The organism is Phormidesmis priestleyi ULC007 (assembly GCF_003003695.1).
GTDB classification, from domain to species: Bacteria; Cyanobacteriota; Cyanobacteriia; order Leptolyngbyales; family Leptolyngbyaceae; genus Phormidesmis_A; species Phormidesmis_A priestleyi_A.
This window is the reverse complement of the sequence record NZ_PVWG01000001.1, coordinates 367086-385641: the sequence shown is the minus strand read 5'-3', so window position 1 is coordinate 385641 and position 18556 is coordinate 367086. Positions and strand designations below refer to the sequence as shown.

The window sequence follows — 18556 nt, the reverse complement described above, 5'->3', positions numbered from 1 at the left end:
CGTGAGGAGTAGGGTTAGCTTAATCGGGGTCGAAGAAGAGGGTGATCACGGGGTTGCCGGAGTAGACGAGAAAGCGATCGGTTTTTTTGATATCTTGGGTTTTTTTGATATCTTGGGTGTCGGGAGGTGGCTTGACGGTGAGAGTGCGGACGTAATCGACACCGGGAATGGCTTCGATCAGGGCGTAGAAATCGGATAGGTGGGGTTCGCGTCCGAATGCCCAGCCTGTGCCGTCTAAGCCACCTGTGAGCGGATGCAAAAAGCTGGCGAGGGTTTGTTCGACTGCCTGTTTGACGGTGCTTGATCCTTCCAGGGAAGTTAGGGCGATTTCGGCGGTGACATCGACGCGGATATAGAGCGGCCCGACGACGAATAAATCGACGGTGGGCGACGAGTTGGCGTTGAGAAAATCTTGGACGCGGCTGATCAGTTCCAGGCTGGGGAGCGGTTTAGCATCGATCGCAACTCCAGCCGCATCAAGGCGCGATCGCGGCACAATGATCACGCTGACACTGCCGGGAGCTTTGGGTGGCTGTCCAAGTGGGTTTTGCACCGCTTGCGGGTTTTGTCGCAAATTCAGCAACGGTACGCATTTGGCGCGGGCGACTTCAGGAGATGCCAGCATTGCCAGATCTTCGTAGTCTTCCAGGGTCACAGCGCGGTGACTGTGGCGCAGTTCACGAGGGACGCGATCGCGCAGCGAGTCCAGACTTTCGGCATTCGCTCCTCCGGCAGCGGCGATCGGATTCGTAACTTTATCCACGTAGGGAACGGTGGTTTTAAGCTGGACGATCGCGCCTTCTGGCTGATTGCCTGCGGTGCCGCCTCCAGTCTGGTAACGGGCCAGCCGCAGATTGCCAACCCCAATCGGAGGCACCAATCCATTAATGCCATCGCCAACGCGAATCTCCCCAGTCAGTCGATTGAGAACGTAATGACGGCTGCGGGGATTGGACTGGTAGAAATCAGAGACTTCGTGCCAGCGCACCCACACGTCTCGCGAACTGCCCAGCACGTCGGGCGGAATCGCGTCTAGACCTTCTTCGGCTTCTAAATCGATTCGCTCTTGCGCTGAAGGGCGTTCGGGTTCGCGGACTTCAAGCTGCTGCCCGTGCAGGATCGGCGATCGGGTGGCGCGAAATCGCTGATTTTCGGTGCCATCGCTGGAGCCGAGAATTTCGTGGTGCAGGGTGACGGTTTGGGCGGCGATCGTTGTGTTGAGCAAAATTCGTCGCAGCCTCGGTTCTACGTCATAATCGCCGCTGTCCCAACGCACCCGCAGCCAGTAGCGCGGCGGCTGACCAAATTCTTCATGCAGGGCAATATCGGCAGGCGGCAAAAACTCGACTAAGCCAGAGCGGGTGAAGTTTTCGGAGCCATCCTGCACACTCAATTTTGTCCACTGGGTGCCGTTCCAATATTGCCAAGAAAGTTGCAGTCGCTCATTGGCGGGTAGGGCAGTGGCGCTCGTCTCAAAAGTGGCGCTGTAGGAGCGATCGGGTTCGTCGCTTTTTATTAGTTTAAGGATGCCGCGATCGCGGCTATTGGGGGCGGCATTAGCCGGAATGCTGACCTCGATTTTTACCTCCTGAGATTCCCCTGCCGCCAGTGTGATGGTCTGAGTGATCACTCCAGTCTTATTGCTATTCTCAATCTTGCCCCAAACGAGTTGTGGGCGGGGAGGTGGCACTTTGGTCGTATCTAATGCTAATGTTGTCTGCCAAGCGAGTTTAGGTGGATCTGGCTCTGCAATGATTAACGCCAGTCCAGATGCTGAAAGTTCGAAGCTAACCGCGGTAGCTGTGGGGTTGGTCAGGGTAAATGTGTGTGTTGCAGAGTCGCCAGGATTCGCTGTCTGTCGGCTGGTAGTGGGCGATAGGGGCACGAGGTCTTCGCCATACTTCACATCGGCAGCCTGCACAAACAGACTAATTGGACGATTGGGGAAGGGGCGATCGATCGGCACGGCAAATCCCAAATAGAGACTTGGCTTATCAGGCGTGGGGTTGAACGGGGGAAATCGTCGGAATCCGTTATCCGATGCCCGTTTGATGGTTCTGTAAGCAAAGTCATTGTAGGTGAGGATTTTGTCGGGTGCTGACTTGTCAAACACGACCGTATACCCTACCTTGAGCGATCCGATCACAGGTGGCGCAAACGAGGCAGGCTTGAAGTCGTAGCTGGCGGGTTGGCTGTCAGTTTTACGGACGTAGGTGGCTTCTTTGCCGTAGTCGCCTGCCACAATCCGCACCCGAATCCAAAAGTTTTCGATGCCGTTGACGATCGTCGGTTTCAGCGGTTTATTGGGCAGATTAAACTTCACCGAAGGCGCAGGATGTTCACGTAGGGTAAATGCCTGAGTGTTGTCTCGAAAATTGCTGGCGTAGTCGGTCGTGGGCGTTCCTGGATCGAGCCGATTTGAGAGGCCGATCGGTTTCCAAACCGTGTTATCCCAATACTCCCATTGCAGTTTCAGACTTTGGTTGACCGATTCGCCAGTCGGTGTAATGCCCAGATCAGCCAGATTCGTTAAATTGATTTGCAGCGTAATCGCGGCACCGCTTTTCGAGAATGCTTCTCGGTTCGCCAAATAAAATGTGTCGCCAAATTTGGGCTTTTCGCCAAACGGGAAAAACGGCTGAGTCAAATCGATCGGCAGTTGATTGGTGAATGCTGCGTCGATCGCGAGTGGAGAAGGATTGTCGGTGGGTGGAGCGATCGACAGTCGAAACCGAATCGAATTAATCAGCGGCAGTTGAGAAACGCGAACTCTGCCAGTTTGAGGCGTGGCGGAATTGGTAATGGGCGTGTCCGGCTTTAACAGACAGCGCAACCAGCGGCTTTCCTCGGAGGCAACCGTGCTGAGGGGCACCGCCTTAATTTCCGATTGGTTAAAGCTGGGTGAGAAAATGATCTGACAATCGCCATTGGTTGCTGCTGCTGCGAGGTTGCTAGCATTGTTAGGCGCTTCTCCGGGACGTTTATCTTGCCAGATTTGACCGTTCCAAACTTGCCACTGCAACTGTCCGCCGTCTCCTAGCAGTCGTGCCACATTAATCGTCAAAGTCAAGGTCTGAACCTGCGGTGAATCGAGGCTAACATCGGGCAAATCAAATAAGTCGCTCTGCCCGATGTATAAGATGTGAGCGATCGCACGATTCCCGCGAAAAATCGGCACATCCAGAGACGCGGCTGAAGTGGCGTTACCTTCGGTCTGCGAAGCGATCGGGCTATAGTCGGCGTAGAAGTCTTGCTCTGGGTCGCGGACAAGCACCGATGCTAGTTGCGCGGCAGTCACAACTAATTCTCGTTCGGTTTCAAAAATCACGGGGTCTTTCTCGCCTACAGCCGGAGGTGCGGCAACTTGCGTTCCCGGTGGCACGACTGCCTGTGTGCTGCCCGGAGCCAGTGAAAAAGTTAACGGCACACGAGCAGGTTGCGGCGGCAATCGCGACGCGCCGAGCAAATCTAGAAATGCCAGAAAATTCTTATCGGGCACCTGATTGAGCCGCTGAATAATCAGTTCGGCAAACCGGGCAAAGATACCGACTAGTGCCGCCTCGATCGTTTTGTCGTCGGGTTTAAGCGGCGTGGCGATCGGAGGCTTTGCCAGCAGGTCGCGCACCTGTTGGGCAATTTCTTGGGCAGTTCGTGGATCGAGCTTCGGTGGCGTGCTCATAAGCTGGCACTCTTTTCTAGATAGAACGGGTAAACGAGGTTAAACACATTGTTGGTCGATCGCACCCGGTAGTCTACGCTGATCAGCAGCGTTTCGCCTTCTTCGTCCGATCGGGCCATTACATCAATATCCAGTACGTCAAGGCGCGGTTCAAATAGCAGCAGCGCTTCTTGAACTGCCTGTGAGACTCGACCTGCGGTGGCGGCGGTTTTGACCTCAAACACCAGGTTGTAAATCCCACAGCCAAACTCTGGACGCATGACGCGCTCTCCTTTGGCAGTGCCGAGAATGATCACGATCGATTGACGGACGCTTTCTTCATATTCGGCAACGTCTAGACTGCCGTCGCTGGGTTTGACTGGAAATCCTAAGCCGCGTCCGAGAAAGAGTTTGGGCATGGGAGTGAGGAGTAAGTTATCCGATGAATACAGTGCCGACGGCGATGACTTGTCCGATCGGTAAGGCAGCCGGGTCATTACAGGTTTCGGCAATGTCGCCGTTGCGGGCTGCCATTTTGCCGTTGATTTTGACGGTGGGACTGCCGATTTTGATCGTGCCTTGGTTGGCAGGTGGGTTTTGAAAAGCAGTTCCAGGGGGGGTGGGAATGTGCGGCGGCGTGTTGGCTGCGGTGCTGTCAACTGTGGCGGCGGGCAGCCCCATGATGTTGACGTTGCTGCTGAGGTTGCCGTTGATGATGCCTGTGAATGGATGCGGCAATGGAGTCGGCACGGGAGGCGTTCCCGGCACGATAACGATATGGGTATCGATGGCGGTGATGCGATCGTTCTGTTTGGCAGCGGGTTGTCCCATAAGAGTGAGGAGGCTAATCGCTAATAACTTAGGACTTACGCAAACCTCGGAGGTTTTAACCAAGAATCAAGCATTGCGACCAACATAGTGGCTTAAACCGCCGAGGTTTTGGTCAAAATGCGTAAGTCTTGTAACTAATTCAGATTGATTGTTGCGCCTTTGACGTTCATCGTGGCGTTAGCTTTGATGTCCATTCCAGCGTTGGCTTCAATTTTGGTTTCAGCAGTTGATTTGAGTTGAATTTTTTGTGCCTCTAGCTTGATTGCGCCTTTTGGGGCGGAGAGCGTGATGTCTTTGTTGCTGGTGATAGCGATCGTGTTCTCACTGGTATCAATAACAATTTTGTTTTTCTCCGTTTTGTCGATAATTTCGATCGTTTCTTTGCCGTCTTCGTCGTTGAGTCGAATCACGTGGCCGCTACGAGATTTAATTAAGCGGACATTGTTTTTGCCGTCGTCGTTTTTTGCTGGAGGTTTGTCTTTACCGTTCCATAGCGCTCCGATGACGTAGGGAAAGCGCACGTCGCCTTGCTCAAAAATTACCAGCACTTCGTCATCCACTTCCGGTAAGAAATAGAGTCCTCGTTCTTTTCCTGCCATTAAGCTAGTGATCCGCGCCCAGTGGCTTTCGTCTTGATCACTGAGCCAGGGAAATTTCACTTTCACACGCCCCATGCCATCAGGATCTTGATTGTTTGTGACTAGTCCAACGACAGCGCCATGAATTCGACTGGCGATCGTCTGCTGCTCGGTTGTGTCAATTAATACTTCAAATAAATTCATCGTCTCTCCCCCGCAAAAATTATCGATTTGTACTATTTCGCTGCACTGTGAAATGCGTGTAATATCCGCGTGAACTATAGCGATGGCTGGCAGCAGTGACGTAATATTTGCCACTGAATCGCTGCCCGATGCCATCGATTTTGATCACCTTGCCCGCCCGGAGAAGAGGATAACCGTGACACACGCCTTCGCCTTTGATCAGCGTCAGCACGTCGTGATTGAAGCGGGCTTTGGCGAGTTGGTCGGCTTCGGCTTGAGTGCGAACTGGACGATCGCCGACTCGCGCAACAGCCGCACCAAAAGCAGTTTCAGCGATCGCGGCTCCGCTGGTTTGTCCGCCCATTGTCGAGACTTCATCGCCTCGTCTTGCCTGCCCGACAATTTCTTTTTTGTCTTTGAGATTCCAGCCGCGCACGGCAACTTCGTTCACCTGACCGATCGAAGATAGGCGAGGATAAAATTCCAGTAGGTCATCGTCGAAGGTGAGAGTGAGAATTTCGCTCTCCGCGTTGGCGACTGGGCGAAACATCAGAGTGCGATCGTCCACGATCACTTCATAGCGAATCTGTCGCGATCGCGTTTGCAGAAATTCTAGATCGGTCTGATTGGCTTGCAGCATATATTCGTGAGTTACCTGGCTGTCTTGGGTTTGGGCAGTCAGTCCGGCTTCGCTGGCAATTTGGGCGGCAATGGCGCTGTCTTTTTGTTGGACAAAGGTGCGAGTTTTGCGACCGCGCTGCAATCGGTGGCGGCGATCGTAGCCTCTTACCGTCAGGCTCGGCAGCCCGTTAAAGCTGAATTCTGGCTCTAGCCCAGTGATTTCGCCGCTAATCAGGCGCGTGAGTTGGTCATATCCGAGCTTGACTTCGACAGCATTGCCGATCCTAAACAGCGCTTGATCAACGAGCTGATTGGCGTTCGGTTGCTGCTCAGAACTGGTTAGCCCCAGCGTAAACATGCTGGGTAAATTAGTGTCATCGTCCACTGCCACGCTCAGGAGGCTCGTTTCTAGATCGGCAGGCAGCAGCGCTCCGTTAATGCGGACTTCAAAATTGGACGGAGCGTTTCTGGGGTTGGCACCTGGCATAGCTCTCTCTATTGCAGTTTTGGAATGTTTAAGCGTTGACCGGGTTCAATCTGGCGGGGATCGTCTAGCCGATTGGCTTCGGCGATCGCTCGCCACTGTTTGGGATCGCGATACATCTCTGCGGCAATGCTGCTGACCGTATCGCCCCGCACTACTACTCGTGTTGTAAATTCCGGGTCAATTTCTTTTTTGTCGCGTTCAGAAATCAGATACTCCCGAAACTGAACCGATAGCGTCGCCCTGACGGGGCAGCCATTTCGTCTAAACAGCGTGAAGTTTTGAGTCAGACTGGTGATCACGCCTTTAAAGGGAAAGTCAGACCCCGTAGGCGGTTTGCCCCATTCAAGCAAACAGACAGGGGGCGGCGGTTCATCTTGCGCTTTACCCCGCTGGATGCGAGTTAGCTTGACGATTTCGTTAGTTAAGACGCGGACATCTGCGATCGTTTTTCTCTCCCCTTTAATTTCGACGGGTTCGGTCACGTCAAACAACAGTTCTAGCGTTAGGGTGCGACTGCCACCGCCGCCAAACACAATTTCGGGCGCATTCAATTTGCGAGTAGCCGCTGGAGTAGCCGCTGGAGTAGCCGCTGGAGTTGTAGATGGCGGTTGAGGTTCGCTCCAGGTGACGGGCTTTGTGATCGATAGCGAGGTGGGGTTGAACAACACCTCGATCGTCTCAGACCGCTTAAACTCCTGCGTCAAGGGCGTGATCGTCAATTTCTCCAGCTTGTCGATTGCCCCCGCGCCCGTTAAGGCTCCGATCGCGCTTCCGATCGCGCCTGCAACTCCACCTAAGACCATTTGCCCATCCCCCTGCGTTCACGTTCAACGGTTAACTGACGAAACAAAATTCGGCTGACTTGTTCTGCAATCTGCCCGACATTGATGGCGTTGCTTGAAGTTGGGGGCGGGACAGGGGGCGGCACCTCAGAACTGGACGGGACTAAAGCGATCGTCGAGGAACCATTCGTCGCAGTTTGACGAGCGATCGTCGTCTGAACCCCCTGTATAGGACTGATCGCCAACGGCAAATCCGGCTGAATGCGTCGCTGCAAAACACCATTCGTCATGGCATTAAAACCGCTCCGCCCAATCAGATTCGGCTGCAACAGCGGTTCGCTAATCGACAGAGTGGATGCGATCGCTGCTGGCTCCTGACGGTTGAATCCAGTTACCATCGATTGGGGATCGGGCGATCGCTGCACGATCGTGGGCAATGAAGCAGCCTGTACTAGCGGACGAACAACAGGAACTTCAACACTCGTTTGGGCTGGGGCGATCGAGTTTTGAGGGATCGAGTCCTGAGCGATCGTTTCAGAAACAATCGTTTCCGCTGGCGATGTATCCGACATGTGTCGCAGCACTAACGTTGCTTCCGTTGGTTCCACTGATTGAAAGGTGCTGATCGGCGCGATCGCGGTCGTTGAAGTCCCAAAATCTAAGGCGGGTATTGCTGAATTAGAAGTCGGATCATCCACTTTTGCACGAGTCGGTGATTCAGTCGCGATCGAGACAGCCTCGGAGAATGATTGAACGGGTGAGACTGAGGCGATCGTGGCAGACGAATCGGACGCTGCTTTTCGTTGGATTGCACCTGGTTGAGTCGGATTCGCTGAAATGCGTCTGATCCGGTATTCGTGATTGGGTTCGGTGGGCACGATCGCCAACTCGCTGACAGACTCGTTGAAGGGCGCGATCGTCTCTGGCGCAGTCGTGAACGTGGCTGAATCCGGCTCCGTTATAGGCGACGTGGCGATCACAGGAGCGATCGCACTCAGCGGCAGTGGTTCCGAGGTGAGTGGCGCTTTGGCTGCTAGCGGTGTGGATGGAGCGATCGCGCCCACTGAAGTGACTTCAGGCGATCGAAACACCCGTTCCGCTCTAGGTGCAGGCGATGCTGTTGCCAACGCTAATTCTGTACTACCTGCTGAATCACTGTCGCGACTGCTGTAACGAGTTTGCAATTGCTCCACTAGAGCAGAGCGCTGCACAATCGATTTTGGTAGCCCTGTAGATTCAGTGCTGTAGCGGCTCAGGTCGATTACCCCAGGTTGAGTGCGACGACGATCGAGCCGTTGAATTAGCGGCGATGTTTGTAGAAGTTCTGCTTGCTCTGCGTCCATCAAAATCCTCCTGAAAGTCCGATCGACCCACTGATTTCCGCTCCAATTCCCGCAACCAGATTGCCGAGGCTAGGACGGCTCAGACCCCGATGCGACAGTTCCACACTTTCAACCGCAACATTGCCAGAATCTGCCCGCAGATCTGGGCCGGCCCACTTGTAGGGAAACGCTTCTTTGAAGTTCCACCAAATGACAGGAATTTGTTGGCGATCGAGTAAATAAATCGTGCCGTTGCGCCGCTTAATTTTGCCCTGGATTACGTCTTGGTGCCAACTCCAGAGGCCATCAATCTGCGTGATCCCATGCTTCAAAACCAGCGGTGGATATTTGCTGGCTCCGGCAAAACGATGCATATATTCGTTCACGCCACCCTCGCGATAGTCCAAAAACTCGGTTTCGGCTTGCAAACCGCTACATTCAGAAAAACCTCCCACCACTAATCCTTCAATTTCGACTAAAAAATTTGTCACCTGATAGGGATCAAACCGAACGCCTAACAGATTCGATGCCAAACTTAGGGCAGCATTTAATGGCGGATCAAAGGGTGGCATAGGTCAATTGTTTTAAGAAACAGGTTCGTTTAAGCGCTGATTAATTTTGGCAATCTCAGCGACCCAATGCAGACGATCGGGATGTTCGAGTGCCAGAATTTGGTCATGTGTCCAATGAAAGTGATACGCAATATACGCTACCTCCTCATACAGTCGTTCTAAGGGGTAGCGTGTTACTCCCCCACGCTGCTCAACTCCACTTGAAACGCTTTTTCACAGTAGGGACACTGCGTTTGGACGCGATTATGTCCGTTTTGATTGACGCGACAATAAAGATCTTGTAAGTACGCCAGATCTGCTGCGAATAGTTCCTCGATCGTTTTAGGGTTAATGTGTTCCAGTGTTCCGAGTTTGGTCACCACGCGAGACAGCAAAATCAACAGCAAGTAGGCTGAATTACTACGAACGCGCGGATCTTTGAGGGGCGCAATTTCATCAAATGCCGTTGCCAATCGCATGGTGCCCTCTTTGTGCAAGGTGCCTTCTGAGTCAACATAGCCCAGCGGTAGCGTGAATGGAAACTCGGTTTGTAGCATGTTCTTTTAAGCTTTAACCATCTCCTCATGAACAATTTCTAGTGTTTCAATGGCTACATCATTGCTCGTAGCATTCAAGGTCGGGCCTGTCCATTTTGAGGGCCAAGCATTGCGAATATTCCAGCGCCATTTCTCTTCGCGAGCTTCGTTTAACAGGACGATCGAAACATTTTTGCGATCGGCTTTTCCATCCACCACGCTTTGTCGCCACTTCCACAGTTTGTCGGAATCGGTCAGCCCTCGTTTAAGGGTGATGGGGGAGTGTTTGTTTAACCCAGTTAGTTTCCGCACATGATTGGGATCGCTGCCCTCACGGTAGTCTACAGCGTCAGTTGTCGCATCTAACCCACTACATTCGCGAAAACCTGCTTCGGTAATGCCATCAATTTCAACTAAGAAATTAAAGCCACGATACGGATCAGCCATTGTTCATCTCCTTAGTTAGGTGTTAGTTATGTTTGATCAAGAACAAATAATCATTAAGAACTCACTTCAATCCCACCAGCGCGATGAATGATTCGGATGATGAGAAATTCTGCTGGGGCTGCGACGGCTAAACCAATCTCGGTGATCAGTTCTCCAGCCTCGCGACGATCGGACGGATTCGTTTCAGCGTCGCATTTGACGTAGAACGCTTGCTGTGGCGATTGGCCCTGAAGGGCACCCGCTTGCCAGAGCCGTTCTAGATAGACGCTGAGTTCGCGCTGAATTCGCACCCACAGTCGCGGGGAGTTGGGTTCAAAGCTTGCCCATCGCATATTTGCGTCAATCCAGCGGCCGAGAGTCAGGAACACCCGACGCACATTGATGTAGCGCCAGTTGGGATCGCGGCTGAGAGTGCGTGCGCCCCAAACGCGAATGCCGCGACCGGGAAACGATCGTAAACAATTCACATGGGCTGGATTCAAGTCATCTTGCACGGTGTTGTCGATCGCGAATTCTAGATCCAAAGCATCGCGCACTTCTTCATTCGCCGGAGCCTTAAACACTCCACGAGCGGCATCACTGCGGGCAAAAATTCCGGCAACGTGACCACAGGGCGGCACCCAACGATTTTGAGAATTTCTCAACCAGGGATAGTAGAGAGCAGCGTTGACTGGCTCTTGCTGATTTCGCAACAAATCCAGGCGCTGTTGCTTAACGGTCTCGATGCTACTGCCAGGGATTGCATCCAAAATTGCCATGCGATCGCCCTGCTTCCCACAGTGCATCACCACTTGCTGCTGCACCTGAATTACAGCATCGCGATCCAGCGTCATGGCATCGGGAATGGCAACCAGATCTAGATCGGTGAGCGTCGTTAATCCAGCGATCGCTTCCTCTAGCGCGGTCTTTCGGTCTTTCAGAGTATCCGCACGGGCAAGATAACAGCGGCTACCACCATTCTCGAAAAATCCGATCACCGCATCCGCTAAATAGCCCGTTGATAATCCCAGGAAGTTCTCGGTAAACTCCTGTTTGCGGCGCAGCGGCACCACAGTTTGTCCACTCAGAAATAACCCATTAATAGCTTTACGAAAAGCCGGATCGGGGGACAGTGCTAACAGACGATCGCGATCCTCTTGAGCCATGATCCCGTTCAAAACCAAGCGCTTTTGTTGAACATCATGTTCCAGTCTGGTTTTAAGTACATTGGGCAGCGCATTGGGAAATTGCACTCCAGCGGGCAGTGCATCGAGTTTGGCGATCGCAGCCGCAAACCCGATAAACACCGGAATCCCCGTTGGCAGCGCGACCTCCGGTTGTAGGAACACTTCCTCGCGATAGACTCCAGGACTTCGATAAGCCACAGACATACTCACCTCATGCCATTTTGGATTACGGATTTGTGATGTTGAATTGCATCAAAACCTGATGTGCAACTAAAGTCAGCCCTCATCCCCCAGCCCTCATCCCAAGGCGGGAGAAGGGGAGCAAGAAGAGGTCAAAGTCCCTCTCCCGCTCTGGAAGAGGGATTTAGGGTGAGGGCAATCGGGAAAGTCGTACATCGCGTATCAAAACTCCTCTACTTCGCCTGCACCATCTGACTAATGCGGAAAATTACAAACTCAGCCGGACGGACGATCGCCACGCCAATTTCTGTAACCACCCGCCCATTTTCCCGGTCATCTGGGGAATTCGTGCCTTCGTCGCATTTGACGTAGAACGCCTCTTGCGCCGTATTGCCAAACAGAGCGCCCGATCGCCAAACGCTGGTCAGAAAGGCCGAAACGTTGCGGCTGATCGTTTGCCACAAGGCGGGTGTATTAGGCTCAAATACAATCCATTGAGTGCCTTCGTCGATCGATTCGCGCAGATAGAGCAGCGTCCGACGCACGTTGATGTACTTCAAATCCGCGTTGGCGTTGCCCCCCACAGTTCGCGCTCCCCACACCAAAATGTTGCTGTTGAGGACACGAATCGCGTTAACACCTTTGTCATTCAGGCCTTCCTGGTCGATACTGCTGACTGGCTGCGTCACATTCAGCGCCCCGAGAATCGCTTCGTTTGCTGGGGCTTTGTGGACACCACGATCGTTGTCTACTCGCGCATAAACCCCCGCAATATGACCACTGGGAGGAACCGCGATCGACCCATCGCCGCTCGGATTCTGCAATTTGGTCGCGGGATCAAAGACGCGAATCCAAGGGAAATAGAACGCGGCTAAATCTGTGCGTTTGGGCATTACACCACCATCAGCCGTGATGCGCGTCAGCGTGGTTAGATCCGTCACAGTGTCAGGGCCATCCAGAATTGCAAAGCGGTCTTTGACCTTGGCGCAGTGGGCAACTAGCTTGTCTCGCAGCGCGTCATCTAGATTTCCTGGCATCAGCACTAAGGCAATTTCGTCGATCGCCTCGAATGCCTTGAGCGCATCGTCAAGCGCGGCAGTATTTTTGACTCGCACCACATAACAGCGACTACCGCCGTTGTTGAAAAACCCATAGACGGCATGCGCCAATTGTCGATGTCCTTCATCAATGCTGGACGTGGGTGTGGGTGTTGGAGTCGGTGTGGGTGTTGGAGTCGGTGTGGGTGTCGGTGTTGGAGTAGGCTCTGGAGCTTGTCCCACTAAATCGCCAAACGTCCGTGTGAACTGCGTCCAGCTTGTAATCAGCACAGCAGTTTTTTCGGGGGTCAGCAGCGGGAACTCTACAAACGTCGTTTGGCTGGGATCATCTTTGCGTTGAGCAACCAAATTAATTTTATCTGGCACAACTCCAATAAATCCGGGGGTGCTGGTGCTGACCCCCGCGATCGCTTTTACCGACGATGGAACTTCTTCAACATAAACACCTGGGGATCGATAATTAGGCATAGCGCTCTCCTTTTCAAATCAGCGTGGGCTGCGGGGCTGAATGGGTGGGATCGGAACGGTTGGAAGCTTAGAAATTAAGGGGGGACACTCAGGCTGAAGTTGGCAGTGGTTTCGGCTCCAGCCGTCAAAACAACTTTTTGAATCGAGGTAGAAAACCCTTTTGCAGAGGCTTGAACAGTTGGCTCACCTGCTAGAAGACCGGACAACGTATAGCGACCCTCCTTGTCAGTTAAAGTTTGGACGGTACTCCAACGAAGCTGCACGATCGCCCGCTCGATCGGCTGGTTATTATCGTTACGAGTCACCCGTCCAACGAGAGTAGTGGGTGTTAATCTCACTCTGGCTTTCGAGTCTAAAATCGGCTGGTTATCTACCGTGTTTTGCACCAGAATGTTTAGCCCATTCACCACTCCATATCGAGTGCCAAAAAGCGGCGCAGAAATATTTAGCGTGTATGAACCAACGGGTAGATCAATGAAATAGAAGCTTCCTTCTTCACGGGTAAACGTCTGCAAAGGTGGATCTAGGAGTTCCACGATCGCGCCAGCAATCGCACGTTCGCTCACTGAATCTGTAACAGACCCGGCGATCGCAACGCGATGACGAATTTCTTCTACTGCTGGGTTTGACATAGCCTCAACAGGAATCAGGAATTGGGTAACCGCCCTCAAGAGAACAGTTTAGTTTTAAGAACAGTCCTAAGAAACTTTTAAGCGATATTGTTGATGTTGATGCCAGATTTTCACAAATATGCTTAATTTTTCACAAAAGGTTACTCTTCTCTCCTGAGAAATCACTAATTAGGGTGATTAGAAACTCCTCAGTCTGCAAAGGAGCGTGACACTGTTCGAGCTACGTTTTAGCCTTTCGCTCTCCTCGCGAAGTGGGGCGAAGCCCTCGCCTAGCCCTTCTCCCCCAAGAGAAGAGGAACAACCGGGCGGTTTCATACCTAAGCTGGCGGTGATTGCTCTGGTGCTGCCTTGGGCTTATTTCCAGTATTGCGGACGTTGACAAACCTGTTCAACAGATCAAACCAGAATGGCGCGCCCATTGCGATCGCGATCCCACTCAGCACCCAACCGAGCAACATCTTAAACGCCTCCCAGGGATGCCTAAAGGCAACTTGTGCCGTCAGCCCAATTTTCTTGAAGAAAGAGATGTCCCGCTCTTCGGGTGGACGGTTGAGACAACTTGCAAACATCGTTGCCCATTCTTGCTCACTGGTGACGTTATCTCGATTAATGGGCGCAGCCGGAGGACAGTCAAATTGTTTCGACAAGTTTGCCGGATTCCAGCTAATCGGCAGCGCCACATTCCTCAACACAGAATCTGTTTGGTTGCGAATGTTATCTAGCTCTTGACGCAGAGGAGGTCTATCTCCAGAGGTTGCAGGAGAAATTACGTCGCTTGCCCGTTTTGTGATCACTTGTCTCAGATTCTCATCGCTCGAAAGACGATTGAACACATGGAAGGTATCAGAATTTGTAAAGGAAGCGATCGTAATACCAATCAGAATTGCAACCCCTTTAGCATTGCGTTTATAAACGCCCGAAGTTCGCGACATTGAGCGATCGAACCACAACGAAACTTCTTCGCGCAGTTGATTAATGTCACTCTCAGTTTGCTTGACTCTGGTCTGGGCACGTCTCGCCAAAACGGCTAAACTCTCTCTCACCGCATTGGGAAGCTTACCCAGTCCTTTTTGAATCTCAACATAGGATTGATAATCTTGATAGAGTGCATATTCTTCTTCTGAAATTTCTCTAATCGCAGCATTGCGAAACAGATCACGCTGTTCATTTGTGAGATCACTTAGTTTTAGAGTCAGAGGTGGATCTTCAGAATTGTTATAAGCATCAAGCTGTGCCTTAACAGAATCGTCAATCTTGGCATTAATCGGCGGTAATTTTGTTTTAACGGTTGCGTAAGCATCTGTGATTTCTCGATAGACATCACTGCTTTGATTAACCATATCCGCAATTTCGGATAGCGAGGGTCTGAGTCCACCAGAGACGATCGCCCGTTCGTTGTCTGCTCCAAAAATTCCGAGCTTAAAAGATTTTAGACGACCGATCAAAGGCACTCCTTCCGCTTCAGGATTCGTTGGAGAACCTGCCACAATGAAGCGATCGAGGCTTTCTCCCATCCGCTCAACGCACGTCTTTAAAGTCGCTTGTTTGATTCTAAAATCTTTGAGAATCTCATGATAGTCAGTCACCAACCCAACAAAGTTAGAATCGGTGCTTAAATCCGCCTGATCTGGATTTGCCTGCTCAACAATTTGCCTAATTTTTCCAGCTTCCCAGTTGTCTTTGATCTCCTGACGCGTCGGAATTTCAACTCCGCCATTGTCATTGACTTTATAGATTCCGACCAGTCGGGTTGCAAATTTTTCAAGTCTGACTTCTGTGAGCTTATTGATTAGTTTAGAGATTCCTAATCGCTCTAACAGTGAGGTCGCAAATGTTTCAGGTGCAATGTAAGACGGCCCCGTTGCCAGTTCTTCTCCATAAGCGCCTCTGCGATTGCCCGGAAAAAGTTTTGTGAACTGTCGAAACCAGCGCGCGATGCCGCCCGTGACTCCCTGATTGACGTTTTGCAGCAGGGGATCGTTGTAGAGTTCATCAACCAGAGTCTTGACCTGCGTTTGATGCTCAGAAAGCTCTACGCCGCCACCTAAGAGAATCTCGATCGACTCCTTAAGGTGCTTTGCCCGCCATTGCAATAGGGTGGTGATCAGTTCTTGAACTTCAGACGCAAGCAGACTCAGAATTAAATAAATAAACACCAAGCCGATCGCGACATCTAAAACAAATGGCAAATTCATCTTCAATCACCCTAGCGCTAAGGATCGTGGATTAAATAACCTGTAAAAGTCCTCTGATTTGTCATCGCCGAGGCTTTCGCCCCCTAAATCCCCCACTCGTGGGGGACTTTGAAACCAGAGTCTTAGCTCAAAGTCCCCCAAAATGGGGGATTTAGGGGGCTGAAGCCGACTGAAACGCAGCGAAGATTGGTGTACACCAACTCCTTAGAGAGGGCTAGAAGTTACACCTTAATAAATCCACGTTCCTAAGTAGGCGTTCGATAAGCTACAGACAAGTTAATATACAAGCTTTTTCAAAAGTAGCTTATTTCTGTTAAAAAAATTAAGCCCCCAATCGCTGGAGGCTTAATACAAACGCTGCTGCAATCTGATCGCTAGAGAATGTAGAGCAGCAAAAAGAGAATCACCCAAATCACATCGACAAAGTGCCAATAAACTTCAGCCGCTTCTACGCCAAAATGACTGTTGGTGTTGTAGTGATCGGGCTTTAACGATCGCCACAGCACTCCTAAAATCAGCATCAGCCCAAATAAAACGTGCAGCCCGTGGAAGCCAGTCAACACATAAAACGTGCTGGCAAAGAGATTGGTTGTCAGCCCAAACTCTAGATGAAAGTACTCATAAAGTTGACCTGACAAGAAAATAGCGCCCATTGCGGCAGTGATGCCAAACCAGAGCCGTAGCCCTTTCACGTCATTCTTTTTGATCGCCGTATCTGCGTTGTGAATGACAAAACTACTCGAAACCAGAATGGCGGTGTTGATTCCGGGCAGCAGCAATTCGAGTCGAGGCGTACCTTCGGGCGGCCACGTTGGAGCGACCGATCGAAAGGTGAAATACGCCATAAAAAGACCCAGGAAAATCATGCCCTCAGCCACCAGAAAGACAATGATGCCCAATAGCCGAAAGTCGTGATGTTCTACGCCGTGGGCGACCACCACGTCTTCTTCAGGGTGATGATTGAGAACCGTTTTTGCAGAATCGAGGGTGGAACCTGTCATGAATCTTGCAGTTTGGTAAAGAACAAAACGTGGCTTTAACGATTGTGGCTTTCGCCAACGCGATCGCTAGGGCTGACTGCAACCGCCGGATCGGGTTTTGCCCGCAACGTAGAACTAGGCCCGGCTGAAAGCGCAGGATCGCTGGCATCTGAGAACGGAACATCGACTTCGGTCGCGCGGCTGCCCATGCCATAGTCATAAGGTCCAGTGGCTAAAACCGGATCTGCCTCAAAGTTTTCGACCGGAGGCGGAGAAGTGGTCATCCATTCCAACGTTAAACCACGCCATGGATTGTCGCTCGCTTTCTCACCATAAACCCAACTCCAGCAAACATTCACCAAAAAGGGCAGGGTGGAGATGGCTAAGAGGTAGGCTCCGATCGTACACAGCAAGTTCAGTGAGGCAAACTTGGGATCATATTCGGCGATCCGACGATTCATGCCTTCGATTCCCAACTTGTGCATTGGCATAAATGCCAGGTTAAAGCCCACATAGCTCAAAGCAAAGTGAATTTTACCCCAGGTTTCGTTGAGCATTCGTCCCGTCATTTTAGGGAACCAATGGTAGAAAGCGGCATATAACCCAAACACGCTGCCCCCAAACAACACATAGTGCAGGTGAGCCACGATGAAGTAGGTGTCGTGAACGTGAATATCCCAAGGCACAGACGCGACCATCACGCCGCTAATGCCGCCAATCACGAATAGAGAAATAAACCCCATCGCAAACAGCAACGGACTTTCGAGCCGAAGTTTGCCGCCCCAGATCGTTGCCAACCAGCTAAACACTTTAATGCCCGTCGGCACGGCAATGATCATCGACGTGATCATAAAAAACATTCGCAGCCAGGGAGGTGTGCCGCTAGTGAACATATGGTGTGCCCACACAATCAAGCCCAAACCGCAAATTGCAATACTGGAGTAAGCGATCGCTTTATATCCAAAAATTGGCTTGCGAGAGTGGACTGACACAATTTCTGAAATCATCCCAAACACGGGCAAGATCATAATGTAGACCGCCGGATGGGAGTAAAACCAGAACATATGCTGATAGACGATCGGATCTCCACCCCCTGTTGGGTTAAAGAAATTCGTCCCCACCATCAGGTCAAACGACAGCAAAATCATCGCACCTGCCAAGACCGGAGTCGCGATCAGAGCCAGAAATGACGTTGCCAGCATTGCCCAGCAGAATAGGGGCATCTGGTTTAGCCCCATTCCAGGGATTCGCATTTTGAAAATAGTGACGATGAAATTCACCGCCGCCAAAATCGAAGACGTTCCCAACAGCAAGACGCTGAGAATCCAAATCAGCTCTCCAGGCTTGCCGTTCATCAAGCTCAGAGGGGGATAAGAAGTCCAGCCTGAGCCGGGGGCACCGACCAAGAAGCTCGACATTAAGAGAATTCCGGCGGGTGGAATAATCCAGAAGGCGATCGCGTTGAGGCGAGGAAACGCCATGTCTCGCGCCCCAATCATTAGCGGAATCAAATAATTGCCAAATCCACCCGTTCCCGCAGGCACGATCCACAAAAAGATCATCACCGTTGCGTGAACCGTAAACAGGCTATTATAAACTTCGCGACTGACAAAATCAGATTCTGGAGTCGCCAACTCAGTTCGCACCATTGTTGCCAGCACGCCGCCGACGAGATAGAAAATAAACGTCGTAACGAGATATTGAATCCCGATTACTTTGTGGTCGGTGCTAAAACCAAAATATTTGCGCCAATCGCCCTTGTCCGGCTCGGTGCCGTGGGCAGGAAGATTAGCTTGTTCTTGAAATTCTGCGGCTTGGGTCATAAGAAATGTCAGGGGTTCTCTGTCATTCGTCACGGGTTACGGGTCATTTGCCATTGAC

17 protein-coding genes are annotated in these 18556 nt (G+C 51.6%); all 17 read right to left on the bottom strand.

Annotation, left to right across the window (positions count from 1 at the left end):
* Nucleotides 1-19: 19 nt before the first annotated feature.
* The 17 genes from C7B65_RS01740 to ctaD all read right to left on the bottom strand — a co-directional run bounded on the left by C7B65_RS01740 (nt 20) and on the right by ctaD (nt 18498).
* Entirely contained in the window at nt 20-3679 is a 3660-nt protein-coding gene (locus C7B65_RS01740; RefSeq protein ID WP_073069169.1) for a putative baseplate assembly protein, read from the bottom strand.
* Nucleotides 3676-4077, bottom strand: coding sequence for a GPW/gp25 family protein (locus tag C7B65_RS01735; protein ID WP_073069168.1), 402 nt, complete (start codon nt 4075-4077; stop codon nt 3676-3678). The genes C7B65_RS01740 and C7B65_RS01735 overlap by 4 nt, the downstream gene beginning before the upstream one ends.
* A 16-nt stretch (nt 4078-4093) precedes the next feature.
* Nucleotides 4094-4489 (bottom strand): PAAR domain-containing protein, encoded by a 396-nt coding sequence (locus tag C7B65_RS01730; protein WP_073069167.1) that lies wholly within the window; start codon nt 4487-4489, stop codon nt 4094-4096.
* Nucleotides 4490-4623: 134 nt separating this feature from the next.
* Nucleotides 4624-5271: a phage baseplate assembly protein V gene (locus tag C7B65_RS01725; protein WP_073069166.1), complete on the bottom strand. Its 648-nt coding sequence runs from the start codon at nt 5269-5271 to the stop codon at nt 4624-4626.
* 19 nt (nt 5272-5290) lie between these two features.
* Nucleotides 5291-6358: a phage late control D family protein gene (locus C7B65_RS01720; RefSeq protein ID WP_106253884.1), complete on the bottom strand. Its 1068-nt coding sequence runs from the start codon at nt 6356-6358 to the stop codon at nt 5291-5293.
* An 8-nt stretch (nt 6359-6366) separates the two neighbouring features.
* A complete protein-coding gene (locus C7B65_RS01715; protein WP_083582617.1) occupies nt 6367-7161 on the bottom strand; it encodes a CIS tube protein in 795 nt (264 codons plus the stop codon).
* Nucleotides 7152-8483 carry a hypothetical protein gene (locus C7B65_RS01710; RefSeq protein ID WP_073069165.1) on the bottom strand — a complete coding sequence of 444 codons (1332 nt, stop codon included), beginning with the start codon at nt 8481-8483 and terminating at the stop codon, nt 7152-7154. Before C7B65_RS01710 ends, C7B65_RS01715 begins: the two co-directional genes overlap by 10 nt.
* Nucleotides 8483-9034: a phage tail protein gene (locus tag C7B65_RS01705; protein ID WP_073069164.1), complete on the bottom strand. Its 552-nt coding sequence runs from the start codon at nt 9032-9034 to the stop codon at nt 8483-8485. Before C7B65_RS01705 ends, C7B65_RS01710 begins: the two co-directional genes overlap by 1 nt.
* Before the next feature lie 12 nt (nt 9035-9046).
* Complete coding sequence (locus tag C7B65_RS29450) at nt 9047-9187, bottom strand: DUF6760 family protein (protein ID WP_317615783.1); 141 nt, start codon at nt 9185-9187, stop codon at nt 9047-9049.
* A gap of 20 nt (nt 9188-9207) precedes the next feature.
* Entirely contained in the window at nt 9208-9570 is a 363-nt protein-coding gene (locus C7B65_RS01700) for a hypothetical protein (protein ID WP_073069163.1), read from the bottom strand.
* 6 nt (nt 9571-9576) lie between these two features.
* Nucleotides 9577-9996, bottom strand: a complete 420-nt coding sequence (locus C7B65_RS01695; protein ID WP_073069162.1) for a phage tail protein — start codon at nt 9994-9996, stop codon at nt 9577-9579.
* Nucleotides 9997-10049: 53 nt separating this feature from the next.
* On the bottom strand, nt 10050-11366 hold the full coding sequence (locus C7B65_RS01690) for a phage tail sheath family protein (protein ID WP_219898281.1): 1317 nt from the start codon (nt 11364-11366) through the stop codon (nt 10050-10052).
* Nucleotides 11367-11575: 209 nt separating this feature from the next.
* Complete coding sequence (locus tag C7B65_RS01685; RefSeq protein WP_073069161.1) at nt 11576-12868, bottom strand: phage tail sheath family protein; 1293 nt, start codon at nt 12866-12868, stop codon at nt 11576-11578.
* Nucleotides 12869-12942: 74 nt separating this feature from the next.
* A complete protein-coding gene (locus C7B65_RS01680) occupies nt 12943-13500 on the bottom strand; it encodes a carboxypeptidase-like regulatory domain-containing protein (RefSeq protein ID WP_073069160.1) in 558 nt (185 codons plus the stop codon).
* Nucleotides 13501-13817: 317 nt separating this feature from the next.
* A complete protein-coding gene (locus tag C7B65_RS01675) occupies nt 13818-15695 on the bottom strand; it encodes a hypothetical protein (RefSeq protein WP_073069159.1) in 1878 nt (625 codons plus the stop codon).
* Nucleotides 15696-16069: 374 nt separating this feature from the next.
* Entirely contained in the window at nt 16070-16696 is a 627-nt protein-coding gene (locus C7B65_RS01670; RefSeq protein WP_073069158.1) for a cytochrome c oxidase subunit 3, read from the bottom strand.
* Nucleotides 16697-16731: 35 nt separating this feature from the next.
* Nucleotides 16732-18498: a cytochrome c oxidase subunit I gene (ctaD, locus tag C7B65_RS01665; protein ID WP_073069157.1), complete on the bottom strand. Its 1767-nt coding sequence runs from the start codon at nt 18496-18498 to the stop codon at nt 16732-16734.
* Nucleotides 18499-18556: the final 58 nt, after the last annotated feature.

Bases quoted from the DNA above. Each gene is read 5' to 3' on its own strand.
- C7B65_RS01675 (WP_073069159.1), bottom strand. From the start codon at position 15,695: ATGAATTTGCCATTTGTTTTAGATGTCGCGATCGGCTTGGTGTTTATT.
- ctaD (WP_073069157.1), bottom strand. From the start codon at position 18,498: ATGACCCAAGCCGCAGAATTTCAAGAACAAGCTAATCTTCCTGCCCAC.
- C7B65_RS01705 (WP_073069164.1), bottom strand. From the start codon at position 9,034: ATGCCACCCTTTGATCCGCCATTAAATGCTGCCCTAAGTTTGGCATCG.
- C7B65_RS01700 (WP_073069163.1), bottom strand. From the start codon at position 9,570: ATGCTACAAACCGAGTTTCCATTCACGCTACCGCTGGGCTATGTTGAC.
- C7B65_RS01720 (WP_106253884.1), bottom strand. From the start codon at position 6,358: ATGCCAGGTGCCAACCCCAGAAACGCTCCGTCCAATTTTGAAGTCCGC.
- C7B65_RS01740 (WP_073069169.1), bottom strand. From the start codon at position 3,679: ATGAGCACGCCACCGAAGCTCGATCCACGAACTGCCCAAGAAATTGCC.
- C7B65_RS01695 (WP_073069162.1), bottom strand. From the start codon at position 9,996: ATGGCTGATCCGTATCGTGGCTTTAATTTCTTAGTTGAAATTGATGGC.
- C7B65_RS01685 (WP_073069161.1), bottom strand. From the start codon at position 12,868: ATGCCTAATTATCGATCCCCAGGTGTTTATGTTGAAGAAGTTCCATCG.
- C7B65_RS01730 (WP_073069167.1), bottom strand. From the start codon at position 4,489: ATGGGACAACCCGCTGCCAAACAGAACGATCGCATCACCGCCATCGAT.
- C7B65_RS01735 (WP_073069168.1), bottom strand. From the start codon at position 4,077: ATGCCCAAACTCTTTCTCGGACGCGGCTTAGGATTTCCAGTCAAACCC.
- C7B65_RS01670 (WP_073069158.1), bottom strand. From the start codon at position 16,696: ATGACAGGTTCCACCCTCGATTCTGCAAAAACGGTTCTCAATCATCAC.
- C7B65_RS01710 (WP_073069165.1), bottom strand. From the start codon at position 8,483: ATGGACGCAGAGCAAGCAGAACTTCTACAAACATCGCCGCTAATTCAA.
- C7B65_RS01715 (WP_083582617.1), bottom strand. From the start codon at position 7,161: ATGGTCTTAGGTGGAGTTGCAGGCGCGATCGGAAGCGCGATCGGAGCC.
- C7B65_RS01680 (WP_073069160.1), bottom strand. From the start codon at position 13,500: ATGTCAAACCCAGCAGTAGAAGAAATTCGTCATCGCGTTGCGATCGCC.
- C7B65_RS01725 (WP_073069166.1), bottom strand. From the start codon at position 5,271: ATGAATTTATTTGAAGTATTAATTGACACAACCGAGCAGCAGACGATC.
- C7B65_RS01690 (WP_219898281.1), bottom strand. From the start codon at position 11,366: ATGTCTGTGGCTTATCGAAGTCCTGGAGTCTATCGCGAGGAAGTGTTC.